At 73.0% G+C, this 26232-nt stretch carries 26 protein-coding genes; 10 read left to right on the forward strand and 16 right to left on the reverse strand.

Going from position 1 to position 26232, the window contains the following annotated elements; all coding sequences use genetic code 11:
• Nucleotides 1–5: 5 nt before the first annotated feature.
• Nucleotides 6–755, forward strand: coding sequence for a hypothetical protein (locus tag ACIBEC_RS01350; protein ID WP_360490175.1), 750 nt, complete (start codon nucleotides 6–8; stop codon nucleotides 753–755).
• Nucleotides 756–939: 184 nt separating this feature from the next.
• On the opposite strand, the gene ACIBEC_RS01355 is transcribed toward ACIBEC_RS01350, so the two are convergent.
• On the reverse strand, nucleotides 940–2079 hold the full coding sequence (locus ACIBEC_RS01355) for a helix-turn-helix domain-containing protein (protein WP_360490177.1): 1140 nt from the start codon (nucleotides 2077–2079) through the stop codon (nucleotides 940–942).
• Nucleotides 2080–2166: 87 nt separating this feature from the next.
• Between ACIBEC_RS01355 and ACIBEC_RS01360 the strand changes: the two genes are divergently transcribed.
• Together ACIBEC_RS01360 and ACIBEC_RS01365 are read left to right on the forward strand one after the other, a co-directional pair.
• A complete protein-coding gene (locus ACIBEC_RS01360) occupies nucleotides 2167–3222 on the forward strand; it encodes a ferredoxin reductase (protein WP_360490179.1) in 1056 nt (351 codons plus the stop codon).
• A 7-nt stretch (nucleotides 3223–3229) separates the two neighbouring features.
• Nucleotides 3230–4348, forward strand: a complete 1119-nt coding sequence (locus tag ACIBEC_RS01365; protein ID WP_360490181.1) for an acyl-CoA desaturase — start codon at nucleotides 3230–3232, stop codon at nucleotides 4346–4348.
• A gap of 33 nt (nucleotides 4349–4381) precedes the next feature.
• On the opposite strand, the gene ACIBEC_RS01370 is transcribed toward ACIBEC_RS01365, so the two are convergent.
• The 3 genes from ACIBEC_RS01370 to ACIBEC_RS01380 all read right to left on the reverse strand — a co-directional run bounded on the left by ACIBEC_RS01370 (nucleotide 4382) and on the right by ACIBEC_RS01380 (nucleotide 6834).
• On the reverse strand, nucleotides 4382–5191 hold the full coding sequence (locus tag ACIBEC_RS01370; protein WP_360490183.1) for an aminoacyl-tRNA hydrolase: 810 nt from the start codon (nucleotides 5189–5191) through the stop codon (nucleotides 4382–4384).
• Nucleotides 5192–5281: 90 nt separating this feature from the next.
• Nucleotides 5282–5806, reverse strand: coding sequence for a hypothetical protein (locus ACIBEC_RS01375; RefSeq protein WP_360490185.1), 525 nt, complete (start codon nucleotides 5804–5806; stop codon nucleotides 5282–5284).
• 98 nt (nucleotides 5807–5904) lie between these two features.
• Entirely contained in the window at nucleotides 5905–6834 is a 930-nt protein-coding gene (locus tag ACIBEC_RS01380) for a hypothetical protein (protein WP_360490188.1), read from the reverse strand.
• Nucleotides 6835–6958: 124 nt separating this feature from the next.
• On the opposite strand from ACIBEC_RS01380, the gene ACIBEC_RS01385 reads away from it, so the two are divergent.
• Together ACIBEC_RS01385 and ACIBEC_RS01390 are read left to right on the forward strand one after the other, a co-directional pair.
• Nucleotides 6959–7330, forward strand: a complete 372-nt coding sequence (locus tag ACIBEC_RS01385) for a YbjQ family protein (protein WP_360490190.1) — start codon at nucleotides 6959–6961, stop codon at nucleotides 7328–7330.
• Between the two features lie 109 nt (nucleotides 7331–7439).
• Nucleotides 7440–8609, forward strand: coding sequence for an NAD(P)-binding domain-containing protein (locus ACIBEC_RS01390; RefSeq protein WP_360490192.1), 1170 nt, complete (start codon nucleotides 7440–7442; stop codon nucleotides 8607–8609).
• Between the two features lie 72 nt (nucleotides 8610–8681).
• Here ACIBEC_RS01390 and paaE read toward each other — a convergent pair whose 3' ends face one another.
• The 8 genes from paaE to ACIBEC_RS01430 form a co-directional block, all read right to left on the reverse strand.
• Nucleotides 8682–9824: a 1,2-phenylacetyl-CoA epoxidase subunit PaaE gene (gene paaE / locus ACIBEC_RS01395; protein WP_360490194.1), complete on the reverse strand. Its 1143-nt coding sequence runs from the start codon at nucleotides 9822–9824 to the stop codon at nucleotides 8682–8684.
• Nucleotides 9825–10373, reverse strand: a complete 549-nt coding sequence (locus ACIBEC_RS01400) for an iron-sulfur cluster assembly protein (protein WP_396287677.1) — start codon at nucleotides 10371–10373, stop codon at nucleotides 9825–9827.
• A 176-nt stretch (nucleotides 10374–10549) separates the two neighbouring features.
• The gene (gene paaC / locus ACIBEC_RS01405; RefSeq protein WP_360490196.1) at nucleotides 10550–11476 is read right to left on the reverse strand and encodes a 1,2-phenylacetyl-CoA epoxidase subunit PaaC; all 927 of its coding nucleotides are present in this window, start codon (nucleotides 11474–11476) and stop codon (nucleotides 10550–10552) included.
• 13 nt (nucleotides 11477–11489) lie between these two features.
• The gene (paaB, locus tag ACIBEC_RS01410; RefSeq protein ID WP_360490198.1) at nucleotides 11490–11819 is read right to left on the reverse strand and encodes a 1,2-phenylacetyl-CoA epoxidase subunit PaaB; all 330 of its coding nucleotides are present in this window, start codon (nucleotides 11817–11819) and stop codon (nucleotides 11490–11492) included.
• Nucleotides 11816–12832: a 1,2-phenylacetyl-CoA epoxidase subunit PaaA gene (gene paaA, locus ACIBEC_RS01415; RefSeq protein WP_360490200.1), complete on the reverse strand. Its 1017-nt coding sequence runs from the start codon at nucleotides 12830–12832 to the stop codon at nucleotides 11816–11818. Before paaA ends, paaB begins: the two co-directional genes overlap by 4 nt.
• Nucleotides 12833–13130: 298 nt before the next feature.
• Nucleotides 13131–14555 (reverse strand): M20 family metallopeptidase, encoded by a 1425-nt coding sequence (locus tag ACIBEC_RS01420; RefSeq protein ID WP_360490202.1) that lies wholly within the window; start codon nucleotides 14553–14555, stop codon nucleotides 13131–13133.
• A 756-nt stretch (nucleotides 14556–15311) separates the two neighbouring features.
• A complete protein-coding gene (locus ACIBEC_RS01425) occupies nucleotides 15312–15971 on the reverse strand; it encodes a response regulator transcription factor (protein WP_360490204.1) in 660 nt (219 codons plus the stop codon).
• Complete coding sequence (locus tag ACIBEC_RS01430) at nucleotides 15968–17290, reverse strand: histidine kinase (RefSeq protein WP_360490206.1); 1323 nt, start codon at nucleotides 17288–17290, stop codon at nucleotides 15968–15970. The genes ACIBEC_RS01425 and ACIBEC_RS01430 overlap by 4 nt, the downstream gene beginning before the upstream one ends.
• 256 nt (nucleotides 17291–17546) lie before the next feature.
• Between ACIBEC_RS01430 and ACIBEC_RS01435 the strand changes: the two genes are divergently transcribed.
• From ACIBEC_RS01435 to ACIBEC_RS01450, 4 genes are all read left to right on the forward strand, one after another.
• Nucleotides 17547–18377 (forward strand): hypothetical protein, encoded by an 831-nt coding sequence (locus ACIBEC_RS01435; RefSeq protein WP_360490208.1) that lies wholly within the window; start codon nucleotides 17547–17549, stop codon nucleotides 18375–18377.
• Between the two features lie 118 nt (nucleotides 18378–18495).
• A complete protein-coding gene (locus tag ACIBEC_RS01440; protein WP_360490210.1) occupies nucleotides 18496–19509 on the forward strand; it encodes an aldo/keto reductase in 1014 nt (337 codons plus the stop codon).
• 93 nt (nucleotides 19510–19602) lie between these two features.
• Nucleotides 19603–20190 (forward strand): TetR family transcriptional regulator, encoded by a 588-nt coding sequence (locus tag ACIBEC_RS01445; protein WP_360490212.1) that lies wholly within the window; start codon nucleotides 19603–19605, stop codon nucleotides 20188–20190.
• Nucleotides 20191–20301: 111 nt separating this feature from the next.
• Nucleotides 20302–21222 carry an ADP-ribosylglycohydrolase family protein gene (locus ACIBEC_RS01450; protein ID WP_360490214.1) on the forward strand — a complete coding sequence of 307 codons (921 nt, stop codon included), beginning with the start codon at nucleotides 20302–20304 and terminating at the stop codon, nucleotides 21220–21222.
• Between the two features lie 65 nt (nucleotides 21223–21287).
• Here the strand turns inward: ACIBEC_RS01450 and ACIBEC_RS01455 are convergent, their stop codons facing one another.
• Nucleotides 21288–21554, reverse strand: a complete 267-nt coding sequence (locus ACIBEC_RS01455) for a GlsB/YeaQ/YmgE family stress response membrane protein (RefSeq protein WP_360490216.1) — start codon at nucleotides 21552–21554, stop codon at nucleotides 21288–21290.
• A 178-nt stretch (nucleotides 21555–21732) separates the two neighbouring features.
• A complete protein-coding gene (locus tag ACIBEC_RS01460; RefSeq protein WP_360490218.1) occupies nucleotides 21733–21999 on the reverse strand; it encodes a GlsB/YeaQ/YmgE family stress response membrane protein in 267 nt (88 codons plus the stop codon).
• 199 nt (nucleotides 22000–22198) lie between these two features.
• Here ACIBEC_RS01460 and ACIBEC_RS01465 point away from each other — a divergent pair, with 199 nt between their 5' ends.
• Complete coding sequence (locus ACIBEC_RS01465) at nucleotides 22199–23440, forward strand: glycosyltransferase (protein ID WP_360490220.1); 1242 nt, start codon at nucleotides 22199–22201, stop codon at nucleotides 23438–23440.
• A gap of 146 nt (nucleotides 23441–23586) precedes the next feature.
• On the opposite strand, the gene ACIBEC_RS01470 is transcribed toward ACIBEC_RS01465, so the two are convergent.
• Together ACIBEC_RS01470 and ACIBEC_RS01475 are read right to left on the reverse strand one after the other, a co-directional pair.
• Nucleotides 23587–25134, reverse strand: coding sequence for an NCS1 family nucleobase:cation symporter-1 (locus ACIBEC_RS01470; protein ID WP_360490222.1), 1548 nt, complete (start codon nucleotides 25132–25134; stop codon nucleotides 23587–23589).
• Nucleotides 25135–25173: 39 nt separating this feature from the next.
• Entirely contained in the window at nucleotides 25174–26187 is a 1014-nt protein-coding gene (locus tag ACIBEC_RS01475) for a TIGR03842 family LLM class F420-dependent oxidoreductase (protein WP_360490224.1), read from the reverse strand.
• Nucleotides 26188–26232 lie beyond the last annotated feature (45 nt).

The raw sequence follows: 26232 nt of genomic DNA on the forward strand, positions 1-26232 counted from the left end.
AGACCGTGAGCACGCTTTCCGGCGCCCTGCGCGCCGAACGGATCAAGTTCACCACCCTGCCCTCGCAGTGGGCGGCCCCGCTGGTCGCACTGGCGCTGACCGTCGGCATCACGGCGGCGGTCAACGCCGCCTACGGGGCGAAGGACCACACCCCCGGAGAAGACCCCGCCGGCGGGATCTTCTACGGGCTGCTGTTCGGCCACGTCGCCGTGGCCTGCTTCGGAATCCTGCTGATCGGGCCGGAGTTCAACACCCGCATGATCGGCAGCGCGCTCACCGCCGTCCCGCGACGCGGTCGGCTCTACGGCGCCAAGCTCGCGCTCGGCGCCGGGCTGGGCCTGCTGCTCGGGTTGGTCTCCACGGCGGGATCGTTCCTGGCCGTCGACGCCACCGCCGGCCTGGACTTCTCCACCCCGGGCCTGACCCGAAGCTTCCTCGCCGGTGTCCTGTACCACCCGATGATGGTGTTGATCTGCCTCGGGCTGACCACCATGCTGGGCAACTTCAGCGCCGCACTCGGCCTGCTCACCCCGATGGTCTTCCTCGGCACCACCTGGCTGGCCGCCATCCCCGGCGTCCGCGAGGTCGGCCAGTTCCTGCCCGACCGGGCCGGCCTGTACGCAATGCGCACCCAGCCGGAGCCGGGCGTCCACTACGGGCACTGGACCGGGTTGCTGATCATGGCGCTCTGGACGGCGCTGGCGGTCCTCGGCGGCCTGCGGGCGATGCGCCGGTACGAGGCGTCGGGCGGGTAACGGCAGGCAGCGAACAGATGACAGGGTTCAGCTTTCAGATTTCGAAATCTGTCATCTGTCTGCTGTCTGCTGTTCGCTGCCATCTGCCAGCCGCCGCAGCGCCGGGTGCCGCGATCACCGTGCAGCCGCCCGGGGCGATCTCCCTGTACGGGGGTCCTTGCTGGTCGCACAAGAGATCAAGGGCCTAACTGACCCGAAGGCCCACCGCCAGGGTCAGTTCAAGGACCCGGTGCGGCGATGCGAGATCCGGAAACAGCTCCCGCAGCTGCGACATCCGGTACCGGACTGTCTGGGGATGGACGAACAACGCCGCCGCCACCTCGTCCCGCCTGCCCTGGTGCAGCAGCCACGCCCGCAACGTCTCCTCCAGCCGCCGTGCGGTCGCGGCAGGCAAGGTCCGCAACGGTGCGAGGGCTCGGGCACGCAGGTCTGCGAACGCGTCCACGTCGGCGCTCAGCACCAGCTCGGGAAGGTGGTCCTCGGTGTCGCGAATATCAGAGGAGAGGGAGCGCGCGCGTGCGGCTCGTGCGTACGAGGCGGACGCACGAGTCCATGGCCGTGCCGGACCGACCACGGCGGTGCGGTCGGTCAGCTGCCGCAAGAGGTGTGATCGGTCGGCATCGGGGACGAGCAGCACACCGGTGGCGTCCGGCAGATCGTCGAGGACGAGAGTGCTCGGGTCGAGCGCGCGGTAGGCGGGCCGGGCCTGGGCGGCGGGCAGCAGGACGGCGGTCAGCGAAACCGGGGGCTGCCACCCGGCCCGTTGAGCAGAGGCCAGCAACACGTCCGGGCTCGCGCCGGCGAGGAGGTCGCGGGCCAGGTGTTCCAGGTGGCGCTCGTGGGCCCTGCCCCGGGCGGCCAGTTCGTCGGCATGGCCCGCGGCGCTCGCGGCGGAGAGCTCGTCGATGTAGGCGAAGGTCAGCTCGGCGAACTTGGCGACCTCGGCGGCGGGCAGACCTGCGGGTACGGCACCCGCTGCCAGGCATCGCCAGGCCACGCGGGCGCCGACGCGGTAGGCACTGAGCAGGGCGTCCATCGAACGGCCGTCGCGCACCTCGCCGCGGCCCAGCTCGTAGGCTGCGTCACCGGCGTCGCCACCCGTGGCGTTCCCGCTCGCGAGGTCCAGGTAGTGCCCCAGGGCGGTGCGGACGGCTCGGCGGATGGTGCCGCCCATGCGGCCCGAAAGGGCGTTGGCATAGGGAGGGACCTCGTCGATGATCGCCTCGACGACCTCGTCGGCGGTGGCCGTCAGCACAGCCCGAAGCGCGGTGACCGTCGTCTCATCCAGGACCAGCTCGCTGGCCCTCAGGATTGCATGGCTCACGTTTTTGTTCCCTGCGAACAATTCAGCTGACCAGATTTACGTCCTATGGTCAGGACTTTACGCCCTGAGGCGCAGCAAGCTGGAGTCATGACGAGTGCAGCCCTCCGCAGCAGGGCGTGGAAACTGCTGGAGATGGTCACGACGCCGCTGCTGCCGTCGGACTACCTCGACCTGGTCAGCCCGCTGCGTGCGGGCGCGGACCTGCGTGGGCGCATCGAGGCCGTGCACCCCGAGACGGGTGACGCCGCGACCATCGTGATCAGGCCGGGACGGGGCTGGCGCGGCCACACGGCCGGTCAGTACGTGCGGATCGGGGTCGACGTCGACGGGAGGCGCCTGTGGCGTGCCTACTCCATCACCTCGCCGACAAACCGCCAGGACGGCCGCATCACGATCACCGTGAAGGCGATCCCGGACGGCAAGGTCAGCAACCACCTGGTCCGCAGGGCGACACCGGGCACGCTGATCCAGCTCGACCAGCCGACCGGTGACTTCGTGCTGCCGCAGGCCACGCCCGCCAAGGTGCTCTACCTGACGGCCGGCAGCGGCATCACGCCCGTGATGGGCATGCTGCGCGACATCGAGTTGGACGACGTCGTCATGGTCCACTGCGCGCCGCAGCCGCAAGACATGATCTTCCGCGGCGAACTGCACAGCCTGGTCGCGGACAAGAAGCTGCGCCTCACCGAGGTGCACACCAACCAAGACGGCAGGCTCGACATCGCCCGTCTCGGCGAACTCGTGCCCGACTGGGCCGAGCGCGAGACCTGGGCCTGCGGGCCCGCGGGCCTGCTCGACACCGCAGAGGAGCACTGGACCGAGCACGGCGTCCGAGAGCGTCTGCACACCGAACGGTTCCGCCCCCGCATCGTCGTCACCGGCGACGGCGGCGAGGTCACGTTCAGCGCCACCGGCAAGACCGTCGACGCGGACGGCGCCACGCCGTTGCTGGACATCGGCGAGGAAGCCGGCGTGCTGATGCCATCCGGGTGCCGCATGGGCATCTGCTTCGGCTGCGTCACGCCGCTCAAGGCGGGCGCCGTCCGCGACCTGCGCACCGGCGAGATCACCGAGGCCGAGCCGGGCGTCCTCATCCAGACCTGCGTGTCCGCCGCGGCGGGCCCCTGCGACATCGAACGGTAGAGGCACCTTGACCGCCATCGACCCCACCGCCCACCTGACCGCGGAGCAGATCGAGGAGCTCGGCCGCGAGCTGGACGCGATCCGCGACGAGGTGCTCGCCGATCGCGGCGAGAAGGACGCCGCCTACATCCGCAAGGTCATCTCGGCGCAGCGCAAGCTCGAGCTGGCCAGCAGGGGCGTGCTGCTGTTCTCGATCTTCCCGCCCGCGTGGCTGCTCGGCACCGCCGGTCTGTCCGTGGCGAAGATCATGGACAACATGGAGATCGGCCACAACATCCTGCACGGCCAGTGGGACTGGATGCGGGACCCGAAGATCCACTCCACCACCTGGGAGTGGGATCACGTCTCGCCGTCCGAGCAGTGGAAGCACTCGCACAACGAGCTGCACCACACGTACACCAACGTGATCGGCAAGGACAACGACCTCGGCTACGGCATCATGCGCGTCGACGAGGACCAGAGGTGGCACCCGTTCCACCTCGGCCAGCCGCTGTGGAACCTCGTCAACGCCTGCTTCTTCGAGTACGGCATTGCGGCGTACGACCTGGAGCTCGGCAAGAACCTGCACAAGCGCCGCCGCAGGAACCCGGAGTTCCGCGCGCGGGCCAAGGCCGTGGGCCGCAAGATCCGCAAGCAGGTGCTCAAGGACTACGTGATCCACCCGCTGCTGTCGGGCCCGTCGTTCCTCACCACGCTGGCCGCCACGTTCACCGCGAACCTGGTCCGCAACATCTGGACCCACTCGGTGATCATGTGCGGGCACTTCCCCGAGGGTGTCCAGGTCTTCGAGCGCCGGTCGATCACGGGCGAGACGCGCGGCCAGTGGTACCTGCGCCAGATGATGGGCTCGGCGAACATCAGCGGCAGCAGGGCCATGCACTTCATGACCGGCAACCTGTCGCACCAGATCGAGCACCACCTGTTCCCGGACCTGCCGAGCAACCGGTACGCCGAGGTCGCGGTGAAGGTGCGCGCGCTGTTCGAGAAGTACGAGCTGGAGTACGTCACCGGACCGTTGCCGAAGCAGGTGTTCTCGGCGTGGCGCAAGGTCTTCCGGCTCTCTCTGCCGAACAAGAAGCCCAAGGTCACGACGCCGGACCGGGAGCAGGAACTCGTCGCGGCCTGATCCCCGGTACCGGTTTTCCGGGTGACGACGCGTTCACGAACGCCGAAGGCGCGGGGTGGGGCAGTAGCGCTCGCCTCCTTCGACTGCAACAGTCGGCCCGGGGGCGATCTCGGTGAAGCCCGCGTCCCGGACCACCGGCAGCCCGCTGCGGAGGAGTTCCTCCCACGCCTCGGGCTCGGCCGTCCGCACCGCCAGCGCGAAGCCGGACTCCGCCCACTCCTTGCGCTGCGTCTCGTCCAGCTCCCACCACGCGAGCTGGGCGGCGTGTCCGGTCTGGGCCATGGTCTTGCCCGCGCTCATCTCCAGCTCCGGGTTGAGCCACAGCACCGGCAGCCCCGGCTCGGGCGCGCCGACCTCGGTGGTCTCCTCCAGGTCCGTCCCGGAGACCTGCAACTTGGCGAGTTCCTTCGGCCAGCCGTCCAGCGGGATCGGCGGGAACACCCGCACCTCCGCCTCCCGCCCCCGCACCGTGATGCCCGGCAGTTCCCCGGCCCGGCGCCACTCCCCGCCACGGGCCCGCCGGACCACCTTGCGGATCCGGGCGTCCTCCCAGGCCGCGACCCGCTCGGCCCACTCGCCGTCCGCCTCGGTCACCCGCGGGTCGGCCAGCAGGGTGAGCACCGCCCGGGCCGAGGTCTCCAGCGCGTCCGTCCGCCCCGGCGGGGTGGCCCGCTCCAGCCGGACGAGCAGCGGCAGCACGTACTGCGGCCGCGCGTCACGACCCTCGGGGGCCGGGGATTCGCCGGAGCCCGCGTCAGTTGCGGAAGGCGAGGCAGGTGAGGCAGGTGAGGCAGGCGAGGAAACCGGGGGAACGGAAGCCGGGGCATCGAACGGAGAAGTCACCCGTCCAGCATGCCAGCCCCACCCGGCCCGGCTCGGCCCACCCCGTCCGGCCCGCTTTCGGCCCCCTCTCGGCCCCGGTTCAGCCCCCGTTCAGCGCAGCCGCTGCCGCAGCTCGTCCACGGCCGCCCGGATGCCCGCGCTGTAGGCGTCCTCGGGCAGCGCGTCCAGGCTGCGCACGGCCTGATCCAACTGTTCGCGCGCGAGGTCTGGCTCGCCGAGCTTGAGGTGGTCGGAGGCCAGGTTGAGGTGCAGCGAGGGGTAGAAGGCGCGTACTTGGAGGGCCGGTTCGTAGGTCCGGGCGCGCTCGGCGGTCAGTGAGTCGGCGGCGGCCAGCGCCCGCCGGTCCCATTCCAGCTCGGCCCGCGGGTCGTCCTGAAGATCGGCCAGATAGTGCGCCAGCACGCAGCGGTGGAAGACGTCCTGGTCCCCGAGCTCCTCCCAGAGCGCCTCGAAGCCGGCCCGCGCCTCGGCCGTCTGCCCGCGCTGGGCCGCCCGTACGCCGTCCAGCCCGAGCGCGATCCGGTCCAGTGCCCGATCGTCGCCACCGGCCAGGGGGTCGCCGGCCCGGCCGGAACCAGTCGAGGACACCTCACGCATATCAGGCACATCGGACATGCCCGCAGCCTAGCCGCCCGTCCGGCGACCCGCCCCACCCGACCACAGACCCGCCCCACCCGTCCGGCGCCCAGCCCCGGCCGTCCCATCCGCTCCGGTCAGCGCCGGTAGCCGCGCTGCGGGTCTCGCTCCTCCGCGTCCTCGTACATCAGGAACCAGCCCTCCGGGTGCGTGGCCGCCAGCAGCGCCTCCGTCCGCTGTTCCGCACCGAGCTCGGGGTCACCGTCGTCGGGCCCGTAGACGCCGAACAGCTCGTCGTTGCAGCCGTCCCAGTCGTAGTCGTAGAGATCGGCCGGGAGGTCACCCATCATGTCGGCCACCGACTCGGGCTGCGCACCGAGCAGTGCCCGGGCGTCCACCAGCGCCATCCGCAGCCCGATCTCCTCCGCCAGGCAGCGCGGCAGCGGCCATTCGCCGAGCGCGAGGTCGTCGGCCAGGTCGTCGAAGGCCCGGGCGATCGCCCGGCGCCAGGCCACGTGCATCCGCCAGGTGCGCTGGGGCAGGCGGGCGAAGACCGTCCAGTCGATGTCCTCGCCGTCAGCGACCGCCTCGTCCCCGTGCTCGTCGAGGTCGTCGTAGGCGGCGTCGGCCAGGCCGAGCAGCTGGGCGTGGAGCAGGCAGGCGGTGCGCGGGGTGAGCGTCCAGTCCGCGCCCGCGCCGCCGTCCTCGTCGTCGCTCTCCAGCGGGAAGAGTTCGGCGAAGTCCGGCGTGAAGTCCTCGGTCACGCTGATCTCCAGCGTGCCGCCGATCGCCTCGACCCCGGGGATGGCGGCCACCAACCGGTCCGGGTGCAGCAGCGCGCCGAGCGCCGCGTTGGCGTCCTCGGCGACCTCGCGCAGCAGTTCACGGCGCTGGCCGGCCGGGTCGATGCCCCCGAAGTCCAGCTCCTCGACGACCCTGATCGCGGCCGCGCGCAGGGCCGGCCAGTCGGTGATCCGCAGGCCCAGCACCACCGTCGCCTCGATCTCCTGCGCACCGGAGTCCTCCGCCGCGCCCGGCCCCTGTGGATGATCGCTTCGCTCGCCCATGGGGCTACGGTACGGCTTTTCGGCCGCCCGATCACCGGTCCGGCCCAGCTTCCGGCAGCCTTCTCGGCCACCGCCCGGCCCAGCCTCGGTCACTCGGACGCATGACATTGGCAGGATGCGTCCCATGGCTGACATCAATGAGTACGGCGGCGGGCAGGGCCCGAACGCCGATGTCCTGGTCGTGACCACCAATGACATCCCCGGCTTCCGGGTCGATCACGTGATCGGCGAGGTCTTCGGGCTGACCGTCCGCAGCCGCCACGTCGGCAGCCAGATCGGTGCCGGTCTGAAGTCGCTGATCGGCGGCGAGCTGCGCGGTCTGACGAAGACCCTGGTCGAGAGCCGCAACGAGGCGATGCAGCGGCTGGTGGAGCAGACCAGGGCGCGCGGCGGCAACGCCGTCCTGATGATGCGCTTCGACGTGACGGAGGCGGCGGACGTCGGCACCGAGGTCTGCGCCTACGGCACCGCCGCGGTGATCTCCCCGATCGGCTGAAACCCGGTCCCGCCCCGCCGACGGGAGCAGCGGGAAGAAGCACGAACGGCGGGAACAGTCGCCGGGCCCCCGATGTTTCACGGGCGTGACTGTTTACGGTGCAACAACCTTGGGCGCGACGGACGCCGCGCCGCAGCGCGTGGACGTCCTGGTGGTGGGCGCCGGGCAGGCGGGCCTGTCCGCCGCCTACCACCTGCGCCGCCGCGGCTTCGCCCCCCACCGGGCGGGCGGCGACGGCGGCTTCGTCGTGCTCGACGCCGACGCCGAGCCCGGCGGCGCCTGGACGCACCGCTCACCGTCCCTGCGGATGGCCACTGTGCACGGCTTCCACGACCTCCCGGACGCCGAACTCCCGCCGGCCGACCCCGAGGCCTCCGCACGCGAGGTGGTGCCGGGGTACTTCGCGGCGTACGAGGCCCGGCACGCGCTCCCGGTCGTACGCCCGGTCGCGGTGCGCGCCGTACGCGCCGAGTCCGAGCGCCCCGACTCCCGGCTGCTGGTGGAGACCGACCGCGGCGCCTGGTCCACCCGCGCGCTGATCAACGCCACCGGCACCTGGACCCGACCCTTCCTCCCGCACTACCCGGGCCGCTTCGCCGGGCGCCGGCTGCACTACGCCGACTACCGCGGCCCCGAGGAGTTCACGGGCAAGCGCGTCCTGGTGGTGGGCGGCGGCGCCTCGGCGATCCAGGTGCTGTCCGAGGTGGCGGCGGTCGGCGAGACGGTCTGGGTCACCCGCTCCGAACCCGTCTACCACGAAGGGCCGTTCACTCCTGAGTACGGGCGCGCGGTGGTCGCCAAGGTCGAGGAGCGGGTCCGGCAGGGGCTGCCGGTGCGCAGCGTGGTGAGCGTGACCGGGCTGGGCCCGTCCGTCGCCTACCGGCGCGCCGAGGCGCTGGGCGCGCTGCACCGCAGGCCGATGTTCGACCGCCTCACCGAGCGCGGAGTCGCGTGGGGTGACGAGGAGCTGGCGGTGGACGCGATCGTCTGGGCCACCGGCTTCCGCCCCGAGGTCGGTCACCTCGCCCCGCTCGGGCTGCGCTCCCCCGGCGGCGGCATCGCGCTCACCGGCACCCGCGCCACCGCCGATCCGCGCGTCCACCTGGTCGGCTACGGCCCCTCCGCCAGCACCGTCGGCGCCAACCGGGCCGGGCGCGCGGCCGTCAACGACCTGGTCAAGCTGCTCGGCGACCCGGCGGAACAGCCCGAGCCTGCGGAGCAGCCCGACCCGGCGATGCAGCCCGACCCGGTGGAGCAGCCCGTCCCGGCGGCGGTCTGACCGTCCCCCGGAGCGTCGTCTGACCGCGCTTGACCACCCGGCCGCCGCCGGGTCACCCCCCGACCGCGGAGCTCAGCGGTCGTAGTCCACCGTCACCCGGTCGGTGAGCGGGCGGGCCTGGCAGGTGAGGACGTAACCGGCGGCCAGTTCCTTCTCCTCCAGGGCGAAGTTGCGGCGCATCTCCACCTCGCCCTCGGTGACCAGGGCGCGGCAGGTGCCGCAGACCCCGCCCTTGCAGGCGAACGGCAGGTCGGGGCGGGAGCGCTGGGCGCCGTCCAGGATCGAGCGGTCGCGCGGGAGGGAGAGGGCGCTGCCCCGGCCGTCGAGGACGAGGGTGACCTCGCTGTGCTCACCGGGCCCGCCGGCGGACGAGGCGTCCGTGCGGTCCCAGTCCTCGTCGCGCTCCGGGAGCGGCTCGTCCTCGGCGTGGAACAGCTCCTGGTGCACTCGCTCGCCCGGGACGTCCAGCTCGGCGAGCAACTCCTTCGCCCCGGTGACCATGCCGAACGGGCCGCACAGCCACCAGTGCCCGACGCTCCCGACATCCACCAGCGCCGCCAGCAGCGCCCGCACCCGCTCCGGGTCCAGGCGTCCGCTGAGCAGCTCGGCGTCCCTGGTCTCCCGGGAGAGCACGTGGACCAGCTGGAAGCGGCCGAGGTAGCGGTCCTTCAGGTCGGCGAGCTCGTCCGCGAACATCACCGTGTCGCTGCGCCGGTTGCCGTAGAGCAGGGTGACGGTGGAGCGGCGGTCGGCGGCCAGCACCGAGCCGGCGATCGACAGCATTGGGGTGATGCCGGAGCCGGCCGCGAGCAGCACGTGGTCGGCGGGGACGCCGAGTTCGGGGGTGAAGAGGCCCGACGGCGTCAGGACCTCCACCTCCTCGCCGGACCGGGCCTCGCGCACCAGCCAGCGCGAGAACAGCCCGCCCGGCACCTCCCGGACGGCGATCCGCAGCGGGCCGCCGACGGGGGCGCAGATGGAGTACGAGCGGCGCTCGTCCGCGCCGTCCACCAGCTTGCGCAGCGTCAGGGTCTGCCCGGGGCGGAAGGCGAACGCCTCCGTCAGCTCGTCCGGCACCTCGAAGGTCACCGCCACGGCGTCCTCGCAGAGCCGCTCCACCCGGTCGATCCGCAGCCGGTGGAAGGTGGGGCGGCGGGCCGGGCGGATGCCGGTCGCCGGGGTGTCGGCGGAGGCGGGCGAGACGGCGGCGGGCATTCAGATCTCCTTGACGCGTTCGAAGGGCTCCCGGCAGGCGCGGCAGCGCCAGAGCGCCTTACAGGCGGTGGAGCCGAAGCGGGACAGCTCCTCCGTCTCCGTCGCACCGCAGAGCGGGCACGGCACGGGGGCCGCGGCAACGGCTGCGGTACGGGTCGCGACTGCGGTACCGGTCGCGGCGATGGCGGCTCCGGCGAGGGTCTCGGCTCCGGTACGGGTCTCGGCTCCGGCGCGGGTCGGGCCGAGGGCGAGCAGGACCGGTCCGGCCGCGCGGACGGCGGAGGTCGGACGCGGCGGGGCGATGCCTGCCTCGGCGAGTTTGCGGCGGCCCTCGGCGGTGATCAGGTCGGTGGACCACGGCGGGTCCAGCCGCAGCCGCACCCGGACCTCCCGGTACCCGGCGGCGCGCAGCCGGCGGTCCACGTCGGCGGCCATCTCGGCGACGGCGGGGCAACCCGAGTAGGTCGGGGTCAGCCAGGCGGTGACCGCACCGGTGCCACCGTCCACCTCGACGTCGGCCAGGACGCCGAGGTCGGCCAGGGTGAGCATGGGCAGCTCCGGGTCCGGGACGGCCGCGGCGACCGCCCAGGCCGGGTCGCGGGTGGTGCCCACGGTCGTCAGACCGACGGGTTCCACCACCGCGTCCTCCGTCGCCGCGTCGTCCACCAGCGCGTCGCCCACCAGCGCGTCGTCCACCAGCGCGTGTTCCGTCGCCACGTCGTCCGTCACCACGTCGCCCCCGGGTGTGCGCGGGCCAGCACCTGCAGCTCGGCGAGCAGCGGGCCGAGGGCCTCGGTGTGGACGCCGTCCCGGCCGGCCAGGCCGAGGACGGTGGCCAACGGCGGCACGTCCGGCACGGTCAGCCCGGCCTCGGCGAGGACGGCGGCGAGCGAGCGCAGCACGGGTTCGCGCAGGGTCGCCGGGTCGACGCCCACCCGCAGCTCCACCGGGTGGGCCGTGAACAGCTCCTCCAGCAGCGGCCAGACGGCGTCCAGCCCGGCCTGCATCCGCTCGGCGGAGTACGGCGTGCCGTCGCCCAGGCGCAGGGTCCACGCGATGGCGTACTCGCGGTGGTACGCCAGCTCCTTGACGCCCCGGGCCGCGACCGCCGCCAGCACCGGGTCGGGGTGCGCGCTCAGCGCCTCGTACAGGGCGCCTCGCGCGGTGGCGAACAGCAGCAGCCGGGCGATCGAGTACGCGAAGTCGCCGTTCGGCGTCTCCACCAGCCGGACGTTGCGGAACTCGCGGTCCTCGCGCCAGTACGCGAGGTCGTCCTCGGTGCGGCCGGAACCGTCCGCCTGGCCGGCCCGGGTCAGCAGCAGGCGGGACTGGCCGAGCAGGTCGAGGCCCAGGTTGGCGAGCGCGACCTCCTCCTCCAGCTCGGGCGCCCGGGTGCACCACTCGATCAGCCGCTGGGAGAGGACCAGGGCGTCGTCGCCGAGCATCTGGCAGTAGGCGGCCAGGTCCGTGCCGTCCATCCCGGCGGGCAGGGTGGTGTCCACGCCGAGCAGCGGGTCGGCGAAGCCCGTCCCGTACGCCCAGCGGCCCTCGCCCTCGGGGCCGGGGGCGGCCTCGGTGAGGCTGAGGTAGACGTGGTCGTCGTGGTCGGCGCCGGTGGCGGCGTGTCCCTGCGTGGCGGTGTGGTCCTGCATGGCGGTTCCCCCGTCAGATGTGCGGGACATCCTCGGGGATGTCGTAGAAGGTCGGGTGGCGGTAGACCTTGTCGCCGCTGGGCTCGAAGAACGGGTCGCGCTCGTCCGGGGTGGAGGCGGTTATCGCGTCCGAGCGGACCACCCACAGGCTGACGCCCTCGTTGCGGCGGGTGTAGAGGTCGCGGGCGGCGAGCAGGGCCATCCGGTCGTCGGCCGCGTGCAGCGAGCCGACGTGGACGTGGTTCAGCCCGCGCCGGGGGCGCACGAACACCTCGTACAGCGGCCAGCCGGCCTTGGGCGCGGCCGTGGGCGCGGCCGTGGAGTCGGCCTTGGGCTCGGTCACTTTCCGTTCTCCTGTTCGGTGGCGTGCTGTTCGGCGTGCTGCTCGGCGGTGCGGGCGGACTGCTCCGCGGCGCGCTTGGCGGCGTAGGCGACGGCCGCTTCGCGGACCCAGGCGCCGTCCTCGTGGGCGGCGCGGCGGCGGTCGATCCGCTGGGCGTTGCAGGGGCCCTGGCCGCGGATGACCCGGTTCAGCTCGGACCAGTCCGGCTCGCCGAAGTCCCAGCCACCGCGCTCCTCGTTCCAGCTCAGCTCGGGGTCGGGGAGGGTGACGCCCAGGTGCTCGGCCTGCGGGACGGTCATGTCGACGAAGCGCTGCCGCAGCTCGTCGTTGCTGTGCCGCTTGATCCGCCAGGCCATCGAGCGGGCGGTGTTCGGCGAGTCCGCGTCCGAGGGGCCGAACATCATCAGCGACGGCCACCACCAGCGGTCCACGGCGTCCTGGACCATCCGGCGCTGGGCCTCGGTGCCGCGCATCAGCGTCATCAGGAGCTCGTAGCCCTGGCGCTGGTGGAAGGACTCCTCCTTGCAGATCCGCACCATCGCGCGGGCGTACGGGCCGTAGCTGCAGCGGCAGAGCGGGACCTGGTTGCAGATCGCCGCGCCGTCCACCAGCCAGCCGATCACGCCGACGTCGGCGAACGTGAGGGTCGGGTAGTTGAAGATCGAGGAGTACTTCTGGCGGCCGGAGATCAGCTTCTCGGTGAGCTCGGCGCGGTCGATGCCGAGGGTCTCGGCGGCGGCGTAGAGGTAGAGGCCGTGGCCGGCCTCGTCCTGGGCCTTGGCGAGCAGGATGGCCTTGCGGCGCAGCGAGGGGGCCCGGGTGAGCCAGTTGCCCTCGGGCTGCATGCCGATGATCTCGGAGTGGGCGTGCTGGGCGATCTGCCGGATCAGGGTGGCCCGGTAGGCGTCGGGCATCCAGTCCCTGGGCTCGATCCGTTGCTCGGCGGCAATGACCGCCTCGAACCGGTCCTCCGGCGTCTGCGCGGGGACCGCCTCGGCCACCTCTGCTGTCACCACAGTCCCCTCTCGTGTCCTGCGCTGTCGGTCTGCCCGGGCTCGGGCGCCAACCGACTGACCGTTCGGTCGGTACCATTCTGCGCGGCAGGGCAGAGGGATGGCAAGGTGCGAAACAGATAACAGCTGACAGATTTCGAAATCTGTCAGCTGTTATCTGTCTTCCGTCATCTGTGATCTGTTCGCCGCCAGCCGCCGACCGCCGGCTGCCGACCGCCCGCTGCCGACAGTCAGCCGTCAGCGGCTACCTGTTCGCAGTCGGCCGCGACTCGTCCGCCGTCAGCGGCCCACCGTCCGCTCACCCCTCCGCGCGGTCGCGCAGTCGCGGCAGCGGTACGGCCAGGAGCGCCGCCAGCAGGGCGATCCGGGGGGCGAGCTGGTCCAGCCGGATGTGCTCGTGCCGGGCATGGGCCCCGGCGCCCACCGCGCCGAAGCCATCCAGGGTCGGAAGCCCCCGCGAGCCCGGCAGGTTGGTGTCCCCCGCCCCGCCCGCCGGGGCGCCGTCCACCTGCTGCCCGAGCACCGCGGCGAGCGAACGCACGTGCCGCAACAGTGGGTTGCCCGTCCGCTCAGGCCACGCCGGACGGCTGGACAGCACCTCGGTCCGCACCCGGGCACCCGGGCGCAGCGCGGTGAGCCGGGCGAGGTGGTCGAGCGTACGGCGCTGCGCCTCGGCGGTGGAGAACCGCAGGCCGAGTTCGGCCTCGGCTCGTCCCGCTATCACGTTGGCCCGCGAACCACCGCTGATCCGACCGGCGTTGAGCTCCGTACCGGGCTGGCCCGCGAGGCCGCGGACGGCCACAAGCTGGTCCACCAGCTCGTCGACCGCCGACACCCCGTCGTGGGCGTCGTTGCCCGCGTGCGCCTCGCGCCCGGTCACGGTGAGCCGGACCCGCGTGCTGCCGCGCCGCGCGGTCTTCAGCCGGCCGTCGGGGTGCGGCGGCTCCAGCCCCAGCACTGCGGCGGCGCCGCGCAGTTGGCGCTCGACCAGGCGCCGCCCGTCCGGGCTGCCGACCTCCTCGTCGGAGACCACGACCAGGCGCACGGCCCGGTGCGGCCGCTCCCCCAGGTCCGCGAGCAGCGCCAACGCGCCTTCCAGGATGGCGAGTCCGCCCTTCATGTCGACCACGCCGGGGCCGGTCAGCAGGCCGTCCTGCTCGGCGACCGGCCAGTCCACCAGGGTGCCGACCGGCCAGACGGTGTCATGGTGGCCGACGATCAGCAGGTGCGGCAGGGACTCGTCCCGCCCCTCCCACTCCAGAACGAGGTGGTCACCGGCCGGACCGGGTTCGCGGCGGGCCTTGGCACCGGTGGCGCGGAAGCCGGCGGCCAACTCCTCGGCGAGGGCGTCGAGTCGGGGGGCGTCCCCGCTGGGTGACTCGATCCGGGCCAGGTCGGCGCAGCGGCGTCGGACGGCGCCGGCGAGGGTACGGGCGCGGGCGCTGAGTGCCTGCGGCAGACCGGGCAGCGCCGCGGTGACCGGGGCGTTCGCGGCGGCGGCGGTGGCAGCGGTGACAGCGGCAACGGCGGTGCCAACGGCGGCAGGCGCGGGGTTCGCGGTGGCGGCCGGCGTCGGGGCTGCGGTGGTGGTGGCTGCCGCGGTGGTGGTGACGGCTGCGGCGAGGGCTTCGCCGTCGGCGGCGGCGGGGACGGAGGCCTGGGTTCTGTCGGGTTCCGCGGCGGCATCCGGCGCGGCGGGCGAGCCGACGATCTGGGGACTCAACGCTCGCCTCCGCGGCCGCCGCCGGTATTCAGCGGCCGGGCCGGCCGACCGCTCCCACCCGGGTACCGGCCCCGGCCGGACCGCGCCGTGCGGCCGGGATGATCGACGGCCCGCCGGAACGGCCCGTCTGGCCCAAGTGTGGTGGAACGGCTGGGCGGCATGCTTGGCATTGCGTTCTCCTCGCTCGATCCGGTGGCCCCGGTCCGCCCGGAGCCCCGTGGACGGCGGCCTCCTGACGGCGGGCGCAGTGACCCGACCACCGCAGGGAAGCCGAGATGTGAGCCTAGAAGAACCGTTCGGCTTCCTGCGAGGTGGCCCTGCTCCCAGCGTGCCGGTACCGGGCCCAGCCTGGAACACCCGTCGGGGAACGGCGGCGGGCGCGCGGCACGCGGGCCTGGATCGGCGCGCGGGCGCGGTCGCCGGATCGCGCCCATCTCCACCATGGACCCGCCGCCCGGGTTCGGCAGCGCAAACCGCCAAGGCACGGCATTTCCACGCCGGATGGGTGACAGCGGCTCAGCCCGCGGTACGAACCGGGAGCACACGACGGCTCAGGGAAGCCCGCTCCGACAGCCGCCCTGACTCCGGGGGAACATCCGGGGAATACCCGTGTGAACACCGGTCGATGTCATGCCCCGACGAGCCCTGCCGTGCGCCGTCCGCGACCGCTCCGTCGCCGCTGGGCCGCCGAAGGGCCGCCCGCACCGCCAAGGGACCGCCGGTGCGCCGCCGCTGGGGGCGGCACGGCCACCGCCCTCAGGCGCCGTCCCCGACCAGCCCGGCATCGCGTGCCAGCAGCGCGGCCTGGACCCGGTTGCCGACGCCGAGCCCGGTCAGGATCCGGCTGACGTGCGCCTTGACGGTGCTCTCCCGCATCCCCAGGACGCCCGCTATCTCGGCGTTGGAGAGCCCGTCGGCGAGTTCGCGCAGCACGTCGGTCTCGCGCGGAGTGAGCCCGGCGACCCGGCCGCGGGCGGCCACCGACCGGGGAGCGCCGACGCGGTGGTAGCGGTCGATCAGGCGTCGCGCGGCCGCCGGGTGCAGCATCCCCTGGCCGCCCGCGACGACGTGCACGGCCCGGGCGATCTCGGCGGGCGGGGTGTCCTTGAGCAGGAAGCCGTCGGCCCCGGCGGCGAGCGCTTGGTACACGTACTCGTCCAGGTCGAAGGTCGTGAGCGCGATCACCCGCGGGGCGTCGGGCAGTTCGCGCAGGCGGCGGGTGGCGGCGATGCCGTCGAGCCGGGGCATCCGGATGTCCATCAGCGCGACGTCGATCCGCCGGCTCCCGGCGAGTTCGACGGCCTGGAGCCCGTCGGCGGCCTCGGCGACCACGGTGAGCACCGGGTCCTGGGCGAGCAGGTCGACCAGACCGAGGCGAACCAGCGGGTCGTCGTCGACCACCATCGTACGGATCATGCGCTCTCTTTCGGCTGCTGCGTCGGTTGCGGTGTCGGCTGCGGTGTCGGCTGCGGTGTCGGCTGATCGGGCCGCTGCGGCTGGATCGGTTGCTGCCGCTGGACCGGCTGCGACGAGCGGACCGGCCCGGGTAACCGGGCGGAGAGCCGGAAGCCGCCGCTGCCGTCCGGGCCCGCGTCGAAGTGACCGCCGAGCGCGCCGACCCGTTCGCTCAACCCCACGAGGCCGTACCCGCCGCCCGTGCCCGGACCGTCCGGCGGCGCCTCACCCGGGCCGTTGCGGACCTCGACGGTGGTCGCCGGCTCCCCGTAGCCGACCCGGACGGTGACCGGCGCGGCGGGCGCGTACTTGCGGGCGTTGGTCAGCGCCTCCTGGACCAGGCGGTGCACGGCCAGCCGGTGGGTGGTCGGGACGGTCTCCGGGTCGCCGGCGGTGGCCAGTTCGACCTGCTGCCCGGCCTGGACCGCCTCGCCGACGAGCTCGGTGAGGTCGCGTAGGGCGGGCCCCGCGACGGGCCCGGCCCCGCTCGGCCGGGACGGCTCGCCCTTGCCCTCGCCCTGGGCGTCGGGTCTGGTCGGCGGCTCGGCGCACAGCGCTCCCAGGACGTCCCGCAGGTCGTCGAGCGAGCCGGCGGCGGTGGTGCGCAGCAGTTCGAGCCGGTGGGTGAGCCGGTCCTGGTCGGCGGCGACGGTACCCGCCCGGGCCTGGTCGCGCAGCACGCCGGCGTGCAGCACCAGCAAGCTGAGGCGGTGGGCCAGCACGTCGTGCATCTCCCGTGCGATCCGGGCGCGTTCGGTGGCCCGGGCCTGTTCGGCGCGCAACTCGCGCTCGCGGCGCAGCGCGTCGACCTGCTCGTGCAGGGTGCGGATCAGCACCCGTCTGCCATGCAGCCACAGGCCGACCGACAAGGTGGCTGCCTGGACAAGGAGTTGGGAGCCGGTGGTGCCGGCCCAGCCGACCAGCGACTGTGCGCCGGACGCGCTGACCACCGCGATGACCGTGCCTCCGGCCGCCGCCGGGCCGGTCCGGCCGAGGTAGGCGAGGTGGAAGACGCTGAACAGACCGGGGAAGGCCCGGTTGAACAGCCCGGCGGTGAGCACCGGCAGTACGGCGGAGGCGACCGGGGAACGGCGGGCGAAGAGCAGCGAGAGCGAGGCGAGCGCGGCCACGACCGTACGCGGCACGCGCAGCGGGCCGTCCGCGTGGAGCCACTGGACCAGGGACTCCTCGGCGGCGAGGGCGAGCAGGCCGAACAGCAGCAACGTGTCGGTCCAGGGCCGGCGGTCCGGGCCGTACCAGCCGAGCAGGCTCCTGCGCATCGGGCTCCTCCTCTCCTCGTTCCGCGGTTCGTTCGCCGTTCCCTCCGCCCTCCGCCTCCGCCTTCCGCCCTGCGGTCCGTCGGGCACAAGCGCGGACGCGGACGCGTACACGGACACGGACACGGGCTCGATGCTAGGGGCGCTCGGCTCCGGGCCGCCTCTGTCTTCCGGCCAACCGCACCCTCGACTTTCGTCGGGGGTGCGCGCCGCTGACCGGCCGATTCGCGGCGCTCCCGCCCTTCCTAACGTCGACGACATGACGGACGACCAGCTCCACCGACGCACCAACTCTGCTCCCCCGGACCACGGTTCACCGTCCGGTCGGGACCACCTGCTGTTCCTCGCCGAGGCCCTGCGCACGTTCCACGACATCGGCGCCCTGGCCCCGAGCGGCCCGGAGCTGGTGAGCGCGCTGGTGGTGCCGGTCACCAGCCGCCCCGACCGGCCGATCTCGGTGCTCGAGGTCGGCGCCGGCACCGGCGTGGTGACCCGCCGGCTGGTCCAAGTGCTGCGCCCGGGCGACCGGTTGCACGTCGTCGAGGCGAACCCGCGGTTCGCCGACCGGCTGCGGGAGGACCCGGTGCTGGCCGCCCGCCGCCCCGGAGTAGGGCTGCGACTCTCGGCCTGCCGGGTCGAGGAGCTGCAGCGCCCCCGCCCCTCGGCGCCGACAGGGGCCCGACCGACGGAGGCCGCACCAACGGAGGCCGCACCGACGGGGTCCGGACCGGCGGAGCACGGGGAGCGGTACGACGCGATCGTGTCCGGGCTGCCGTTCACCAACTTCCACCCCGCGCAGGTCCGCGAGATCCTCGGCCTCTACCTGCGGCTGCTGGCGCCCGGCGGCGAGCTGACGTACTTCGGGTACCTCGGCACCACGACGGCGCGCACCCTCACCTCGGGAGCCCGCCGGGGCGCCCACCACCGCGCGGTGGTGCGACTGCTGCGCCAGTTCGAGGCGACGTACGGGCTGGGCGAGCGCACGGTGTGGCGCAACCTGCCACCCGCCCGGGCCCACCTCCTCCGCTCCCCGGGCGGGCGTGAGGACTGGGCGACCCGGTCGGGGCGTTCCGCAATCCCTAACAGATGACAATCGACAGATTTCAACTTTCAGATAACAGACGACAGCGAACAGATTTTGAAATCTGTTCGCTGTCGTGCCATAGTGGGACTCGGGCCACCCCGCCCCCGCCTCCCCTGGAGTACCCATGTCCTCGACCCCCCGCCCCGCGCAGCGCCCCCTCGGCACCGCCGGGCCCGTCACCTCGGCCCTCGGCCTCGGCTGCATGGGCATGTCCGACATGTACGGCCCGGCCGACGAGGCCGAGAGCATCGCCACCATCCACGCCGCCCTCGACGCCGGGCTCACCCTCCTCGACACCGGCGACTTCTACGGCATGGGCCACAACGAGCTGCTGATCCACGAGGCCCTGCGCGGCCGCGACCGCGAGAGCGTGCAGATCAGCGTGAAGTTCGGCGCCCAGCGCGGCCCGGACGGCCAGTGGCTCGGCTACAACACGAGCCCCGCCGCCACCAAGACCGCGCTCACCTACACCCTGCGCCGCCTGCGCACCGACCACGTCGACATCTACCGACCGGCCCGCCTCGACCCGACGATCCCGATCGAGGAGACCATCGGCGCCATCGCCGACCTGGTGAAGGGCGGCTACGTCCGCCACATCGGCCTCTCCGAGATCGGCGCCGACACCCTGCGCCGGGCCGCCGCCGTCCACCCGATCAGCGACCTGCAGATCGAGTACTCCCTGCTCACCCGCTCGATCGAGACCGCCATCCTCCCCGCCGCCCGCGAGCTCGGCATCGGCATCACCGCGTACGGCGTGCTCTCCCGCGGCCTGCTCAGCGGCCACTGGAACCAGGAGCGCGCCCTCGCCGGCACCGACTTCCGCAGCCACAGCCCGCGCTTCCAGGGCGAGAACCTGACCCACAACCTCGCGCTGGTCGAGGCGCTGCGCGCGATCGCCGCCGCGAAGGGAGCGAGCGTCGCCCAGGTCGCCATCGCCTGGGTGGCCTCGCGCGGGCAGGACATCGTCCCGCTGGTCGGCGCCCGCCGCCGGGAGCGTCTGACCGAGGCCCTCGGCTCCCTCGACGTCACCCTGACCGAGGCCGACCTCGCCGCCATTGAGGCGGCCGTCCCCGCCGGCTCCGCCGCAGGTGACCGGTACGCTGCGGCGCAGATGGCCCACCTGGACAGCGAGCACTGACCAGCCCCGGGCCGCGACACCCGCAGCACCGACACCGCGGGCCGGAGCACCCCGGCACCGACCGATCGCACGACCCTAAGGACGGACCTCCCCGTGACCACGGACACCACACTCACCGCCGAGCAGATCCTGATCGCGGCGGAGGACGTCCTCCGGCGGTTCGGCCCGGCCAAGGCCACCGTCGTGGACGTCGCCCGCATCCTCGGCGTCAGCCACAGCAGCGTCTACCGCCACTTTCCGAGCAAGGCGGCGCTGCGCGAGGCGGTCACCCAGCGCTGGCTCGACCAGGCGCACTACCAGCTCGCCACCATCTCCACCGAGGGCGGCCCCGCCGCCGAGCGGCTGCACCGCTGGCTGACGACACTGTTCGCGGCCAAGCGGAAGAAGGCACTCGACGACCCGGAGCTGTTCGCCACCTACATGGTGCTGGTCGAGGAGACCAGCGGCACCGTCGACGCGCACATCGACACCCTGGTCAAGCAGATCGCGCAGATCTTCCAGGACGGTGTGGACAGCAAGGAGTTCAAGCTCGGCCACATCCTGAACACCGCCCGCGCCGTCTTCGACGCCACCGCCCCGTTCCACGACCCGGCCTACGCGCCCACCTGGTCCGCCCCGGGCGCCGACGACCGTTTCGAGGCCGTGTGGAAGCTCGTTCTCGGCGGCCTGAAGGCCAAGTGACGCTTCACGCACAGGTGATCGAGGCGCCGACGCCCGGAGGGAAATCCGGTCGCCGGCGCCTCGGCCGTCCGGCAGACTGCCGCACACGGTTGATCTCACCTGGAGGATGACATGCGTACGGCCGGTCCGGTCCTGGACAGCCTGCGGGGGCTCGCCCTCGGCGACGCCTTCGGCGACCGCTGGTTCTCGGTCCCGGTGGACGAGGCGCCCGCGGCGCTGGCCGCGCGCCTGACCCGTCCCGCGCCCTGGCACTGGACCGACGACACCGCGATGGCACTCGTGCTGGTCCGCCACCTGACCACCCACGGCGAGGTCCGTCAGGACGCGCTGGCCGGGGAGTTCGCCGCCGAGTACGCACGCGAGTACGGGCGCAAGTACGGTCCGTCGATGCACCGGGTACTGCGCGGGATCAGGGCGGGCGGGGACTGGCGGACCATCACCGCGGGCCAGTTCGAGGGCCAGGGCTCGTACGGGAACGGTGCCGCGATGCGGGTCGCCCCGCTGGGCGCCTGGTTCGCCGACGACCTGGACGCGGTGGCCCGGCAGGCCGAACTGCAGGCGCTCACCACGCACTTCCACCCGGAGGCGGTCGTCGGCGCGGTGGCGGTCGCCCTCGCGGCGGCCTTCGCCGTCCGGAGCCGGGGCGAAACCCCGCCCGGCCGGGCCGAGTTGCTGACCGAGATCGCCGGACGACTGCCCGACAGTGACGTCCGCTCCGGCCTGCGGATCGCCGCCCGGCTGCCCGAGCACACAAGCGTCCGGCACGCCGCCACCGTGCTCGGCTCCGGGGCCCTGATCTCCGCCCCGGACACCGTCCCGTTCGCCCTCTGGTCCGCCGCCGGGCACCTGGACTCACTGACCGAGGCCGTCTGGCGCACCCTGGAGGGCTGGGGCGACCAGGACACCACCTGCGCGATCGCCGCCGGGGTGGTCGCCGCCCGCACCGGGCTCGCCGAGGTCCCGGCCGCCTGGCTGCACGCCCGCGAGGAACTGCCGGGCTGGGTCGCCGAGGTGTCCGCGGACGCCGACTGACGGCCGGACCGACCGGGCGTTCGGGGTGATCGGAGCGATCAGGGCGATCGGGGTGATTCGGCCGATCAGCGCCGGACGACTCGCAGGAACACCCCGTAGCCGAACAGCAGCACCACCGCGCCGCCGATCGCCGACACCCAGGTCGTCAGGTCGAGGAAACCCACCTTCACCGACCCGTGCATCCAGTGCGAGACGATCCAGGTGCCGACGTAGGAGCCGGCGATGCCGATCAGGGTGGTCCCGATCAGACCGCGCTCACCCTTCCCCGGCATCGCCATCCTGGCCAGGGTGCCCGACACCAGGCCCAGTACGATCCACGCCATCCAGCTCATCAGTCGCCCCTCGCGTCATCGGCGTGACGGCCCCGTCGAGACAGCGGGTCCGGTCCGAAGGACGCCGGAGGGCGCCGCTTGGTTTCCGGTACCCGCGACGGCCGACTCGAATCGGCCACCCGCACGACCCGGACGACCCGCGACCCGCTCCGAACAGCCGACGACTGCACCAGCCGTCCTAGCGACGCGAGTTGCCGAACAGCAGCCGGTAGACGATCAGCAGCACCAGGGCGCCGCCGATCGCCGACACCCAGGTCGCTCCGTCGAAGAAGTGCGCGTTGATCGACCGGTGCAGGAAGTGCGACGCGATCCAGCCGCCGACGAAGGAGCCGGCGATGCCGATCAGGGTGGTCACGATCAAGCCGCCCGGGTCCTTGCCCGGCAGCAGCAGCTTGGCCAGCCCTCCCGCCAGCAGGCCCAGCACGATCCACGCCACGATGCCCATCCGTCATCCTCCTGTCCCGGCGCGACGGCCCCGTTCCGTCCGCTCTGCCCCCAAGGACGCCACCGCACGCCGCCCGGTTCCGATGCCGCGGGGTACAGCGCCCGAATCCGGCCACCGCCCATCGCCGTCCGCTGCCCTCCCCCGCCCCGCCGCGCGTGGCGTCCTTCCTGCGGCCCGGCCGCGCCGCAATACTGCGGCCATGCGCATCCTGATCGCCACCGCCGGGTCCCGCGGCGACGTGGCCCCCTTCACCGGGCTCGGGGTCCGCCTGCGGGCGGCCGGCCACCAGGTCGCCGTCGCCACCCACACCACCTTCGCCGAGACCGTACGGGCGGCCGGATTGGAGTTCCGCCCGCTGCCGGTCGACCCGCGCGCCGAACTCGCCTCCGAGCAGGGCCGGCGACTTCTCAAGGCCGGCAGCGGACCGGCCGTCGTCCTCCAACTCCTCCGACTTGGCCGGAAGTTCATGCCCGCGCTCGGCGACGGCATCGTCGGGGCCGTCGCACTCGGCACCGACCTCCTGCTGACCACCAGCACCACCAGCGCGCTCGGCCAGGCCGCCGCCGAAGCCGCCGGCATCCCCACCATCGGGCTGTTCCTCCAACCCATCGCCCCCACCCGCGAGTTCGCGCCCGTCGTCACGGGCACCCGATCGCTCTCCCGGCCCGGCAACCTACTCGCCGGACACGCCGTCCAGGCCGCGACCGACCAGCTGTTCGTCCCGGCCGTCCGCGGGCTGCGCCGCCGGCTCGGCCTGCCGCCGCTCGGCATCGCCCGGGCCCGGCGCAACCACCCCGTCCTGCACGGTTTCTCGCCGACGGTCGTTCCCCGGCCGGCCGACTGGCACCCCCGACTGGACGTGGCGGGCTACTGGTGGCCGGTCGCACAGCCGCACTGGCGACCTCCGGCCCGGCTCGTCGACTTCCTCGCCGCCGGTCCACCACCGGTCTTCGTCGGCTTCGGCAGCCTGGTCGTCCCGGACCCCGAGCGGCTCACCGCCACCGTCCTCGCGGCCGCCCGCGCCGCCCGGGTGCGCCTCCTCCTGCAGGCGGGCTGGAGCGGTCTGGCCGCCGAGGACTCGGACACCGTCCTGACCATCGGCGACACCCCGCACGACTGGCTGTTCCCCCGCACGGCCGCCGTGGTCCACCACGCCGGCGCCGGCACCACGGCTGCCGCCCTCCGTTCCGGGACCCCGACCATCCCCGTGCCCGCCCAACTGGACGCCCCCTTCTGGTCGGCCCGGCTCGCCGCCCTCGGCGTCTCCCCCGGCCCCGTCCCCCTCCGGGCCCTCACCCCCACCCGCCTCGCCACCGCCCTCCGCCGCACCCTGGACACCCCCTGTTACCGCACTCGCGCCCAGGCCATCGCCACCACCCTCGCCGCCGAGGACGGCGCCGCGAAGGTCCTCGCCGCCGTCGAGCGGGCGGCGGCCGGGTGACAGGCGGAGCACGACGCGTGGAGCACGACGGGTCACGGGTTGCAGCAGACAGCAGACAACGAACAGCAGACAGCTGACAGATTTCGAAATCTGTCAGCTGTCTGCTGTTGCCTGTCACCCACTGTCGTCTGTCATCCGCCCTGCCGCTACCCCTCCCCGGCCTCCAGCCCCCGGCGGAGGTTGAGGAGGACGTAGAGGATCACCGCCGCCGCGAGGCCGACGGCCCAGCCGTAGTCGGCGAGTGGCTTGAGGAAGGGAATGAGGCCGTCCGCCGGGAACGGGCCCTGCTTGGCGCCGTGGGCGTCGACGGTGGAGTACGAACCGCCGACCGCCAGCAGGCCGCCCACCAGCAGAGCCGTGACGGCCCGCCAGTTCCAGCCACCCGTGTACCAGTACGCCCCGCCCGGACGGTACAGCTCGGCGAGCCGGAGGTGGGTCCGGCGCAGCAGCCAGTAGTCCGCGATCAGGACCCCGGCGACCGTGCCGAGCAGGCCGCCGACCACCCCCAGCCAGGTGTAGATGTAGACGTGCGGGTCGGAGATCAGCCGCCACGGGAAGATCGCGATCCCGACCACGCCCGTGATCAGCGCCCCGGTACGGAAGTTGACGAACCGGGGCAGCAGGTTGGCGAGGTCGTAGGCCGGCGAGACGACGTTGGCGGCGAGGTTCACCGACAGGGTCGCGACCAGGACGGTCAGCAGCGCGAACAGGATGCCGACCGGGTTCTCCATCTTCGCGGCGAGCCGGATCGGGTCCCACACCGGTTCGCCGTACACGGCCTGGGAGCCCGAGGTGACCAGGACGGACAGGAACGCGAAGAGCGTCATCGTGGTCGGCAGGCCGAGCGCCTGGCCGCGGATCTGGGCCCGCTGGCTGCCGCCGAAGCGGGTGAAGTCCGGGATGTTGAGCGACAGGGTGGACCAGAACCCGATCATGCCCATCAGTGCCGGGAAGAAGACCTTCCAGAACCCGCCGCCCCACCCCAGCGTGGACGGCTGGTCGAGCAGCGGTCCGAAGCCGCCCGCCTTGAGGGTGATCCACGCCAGCAGCGCGAGCGCGCCGACGATGACGAACGGCGCCGCCCAGTTCTCGAAGCGCCGCAGCGCTTCCATCCCCCGGGCGATGATGATCATCTCGATCAGCCAGAACACCAGGAAGGAGAGCCACTGGGTCCACGGGTAGCCGCCGAACTCGCCGGCGGTGCGCCAGGACTGGCCGAACAGCTTGCCGGCCAGCAGGAAGATGCCCTCCCCGCCGATCCAGGTCTGGATGCCGAACCAGGCGCAGGCGACCGCCGCCCGGACGAGCGCGGGCAGGTTGGCGCCGCGCAGCCCGAACGAGGCCCGGGCGAACACCGGGAACGGGATGCCGTACTTGGTGCCGGCGTGCCCGGTGAGCAGCATCGGCGCCAGCACGATCAGGTTGGCGAGTGCGATGGTCAGCACCGCCTGCTTCCAGTCCATGCCGATCGCGACGAGGCCCGAAGCCAGTGTCCACGAAGGGATGTTGTGGGCCATGCCGACCCAGAGCGCGAGGAAGTTGTACGTGGACCAGGTGCGCCGCGCCACCGGGACCGGCCGCAGGTCGTCGCTGGTGAAGCCGTTGGGAGGCAACTCCTCGACGGCCGGGTCGAGTTCGACCCGGCCGTCGGGGTGCTGCCACTGTCTGCCGCCGCCGGTCGCGGTGTCGGCCATGGGCAACTCCCGTCTGCTGCAACTGGGATCACATGGGGATCACACGTGGGGGATGACGTCCGTCCCGTAGGCGTCGATGGTGGTCTCGATCGCGTCGTGCATGGCGTAGACGGCGAACTGGTCGACGCCGAGCGAGCGGAGCTCCGCCAGTCGGGCGCGCTGCGTCTCGGCCGGGCCGATCAGGCAGAAGCGGTCCACGATCCCGTCCGGGACGAAGGTCGTGTCCGGGTTCCCGGCCCGGCCGTGGTGGCTGTAGTCGTAGCCCTGGCGGTTCTTGATGTAGTCGGTGAGCGCCTCCGGCACCAGGTCGGAGTGCTCGCCGTAGTGGCTGACCAGGTCGGCGACGTGGTTGCCGACCATTCCGCCGAACCAGCGGCACTGTTCCCGGGCGTGGGCGAGGGCGGCGGGCGAGTCGTCGGCGGTGACGTAGGCGGGGGCGGCGACGCAGATGGTGACCGAGTTCGGGTCCCGGCCCGCCTCGACGGCGGCGGCCCGCACCGCCTTGACCATGAACTCGGTGAGGTAGGGGTCGGCCAACTGCAGGATGAACCCGTCGGCCTGACGTCCGGTCAGTGCCAGTGCCTTCGGCCCGTACGCGCCCATCCAGATCGGCAGCGACGCCCCCGGGCCGACCCAGGGCAGGTGCATCTCGGTGCCGTCCACCTCCACGGTGCGCCCCTCCGCCAACTCCTTGATGGCGTGCATGCCTTGGGAGAGCCGGGCGAGGGTGGCGGGGTGGCGTCCGGCGACCCGCATCGCGGAGTCCCCGCGGCCGATCCCGCAGACGGTGCGGTTGCCGTACATGTCGTTGAGCGTGGCGAACAGGGAGGCGGTGACTTCCCAGGTGCGGGTCGAGGGGTTGGTGACCATCGGGCCGACGGTCAGGCGCTCGGTCTCGGCGAGGATCCGGCTGTAGATGACGAAGGGTTCCTGCCACAGGACGCAGGAGTCGAAGGTCCAGCCGTGGCTGAACCCGGCCTGTTCGGCGCGGATCATCCGGTCGATGAGCTTGCGGGCGGGCGGGTCGGTCTGCAGGACGAGGCCGATGTCCATAACTGGCTCCTGGAACAAGGGTGGGACCGCCGCCCGACCGCCGGT

The organism is Kitasatospora sp. NPDC051164, assembly GCF_044455625.1.
Classification (GTDB): domain Bacteria; phylum Actinomycetota; class Actinomycetes; order Streptomycetales; family Streptomycetaceae; genus Kitasatospora.

Coding starts and splice junctions, on each gene's coding strand:
- ACIBEC_RS01360 (WP_360490179.1), top strand. CDS start 2,167: ATGACGAGTGCAGCCCTCCGCAGCAGGGCGTGGAAACTGCTGGAGATG.
- ACIBEC_RS01375 (WP_360490185.1), bottom strand. CDS start 5,806: ATGTCCGATGTGCCTGATATGCGTGAGGTGTCCTCGACTGGTTCCGGC.
- ACIBEC_RS01380 (WP_360490188.1), bottom strand. CDS start 6,834: ATGGGCGAGCGAAGCGATCATCCACAGGGGCCGGGCGCGGCGGAGGAC.
- ACIBEC_RS01385 (WP_360490190.1), top strand. CDS start 6,959: ATGGCTGACATCAATGAGTACGGCGGCGGGCAGGGCCCGAACGCCGAT.
- paaE (WP_360490194.1), bottom strand. CDS start 9,824: ATGCCCGCCGCCGTCTCGCCCGCCTCCGCCGACACCCCGGCGACCGGC.
- ACIBEC_RS01400 (WP_396287677.1), bottom strand. CDS start 10,373: ATGCTCACCCTGGCCGACCTCGGCGTCCTGGCCGACGTCGAGGTGGAC.
- paaC (WP_360490196.1), bottom strand. CDS start 11,476: ATGCAGGACCACACCGCCACGCAGGGACACGCCGCCACCGGCGCCGAC.
- ACIBEC_RS01425 (WP_360490204.1), bottom strand. CDS start 15,971: ATGATCCGTACGATGGTGGTCGACGACGACCCGCTGGTTCGCCTCGGT.
- ACIBEC_RS01430 (WP_360490206.1), bottom strand. CDS start 17,290: ATGCGCAGGAGCCTGCTCGGCTGGTACGGCCCGGACCGCCGGCCCTGG.
- ACIBEC_RS01435 (WP_360490208.1), top strand. CDS start 17,547: ATGACGGACGACCAGCTCCACCGACGCACCAACTCTGCTCCCCCGGAC.
- ACIBEC_RS01440 (WP_360490210.1), top strand. CDS start 18,496: ATGTCCTCGACCCCCCGCCCCGCGCAGCGCCCCCTCGGCACCGCCGGG.
- ACIBEC_RS01450 (WP_360490214.1), top strand. CDS start 20,302: ATGCGTACGGCCGGTCCGGTCCTGGACAGCCTGCGGGGGCTCGCCCTC.
- ACIBEC_RS01455 (WP_360490216.1), bottom strand. CDS start 21,554: ATGAGCTGGATGGCGTGGATCGTACTGGGCCTGGTGTCGGGCACCCTG.
- ACIBEC_RS01460 (WP_360490218.1), bottom strand. CDS start 21,999: ATGGGCATCGTGGCGTGGATCGTGCTGGGCCTGCTGGCGGGAGGGCTG.
- ACIBEC_RS01465 (WP_360490220.1), top strand. CDS start 22,199: ATGCGCATCCTGATCGCCACCGCCGGGTCCCGCGGCGACGTGGCCCCC.
- ACIBEC_RS01470 (WP_360490222.1), bottom strand. CDS start 25,134: ATGGCCGACACCGCGACCGGCGGCGGCAGACAGTGGCAGCACCCCGAC.
- ACIBEC_RS01475 (WP_360490224.1), bottom strand. CDS start 26,187: ATGGACATCGGCCTCGTCCTGCAGACCGACCCGCCCGCCCGCAAGCTC.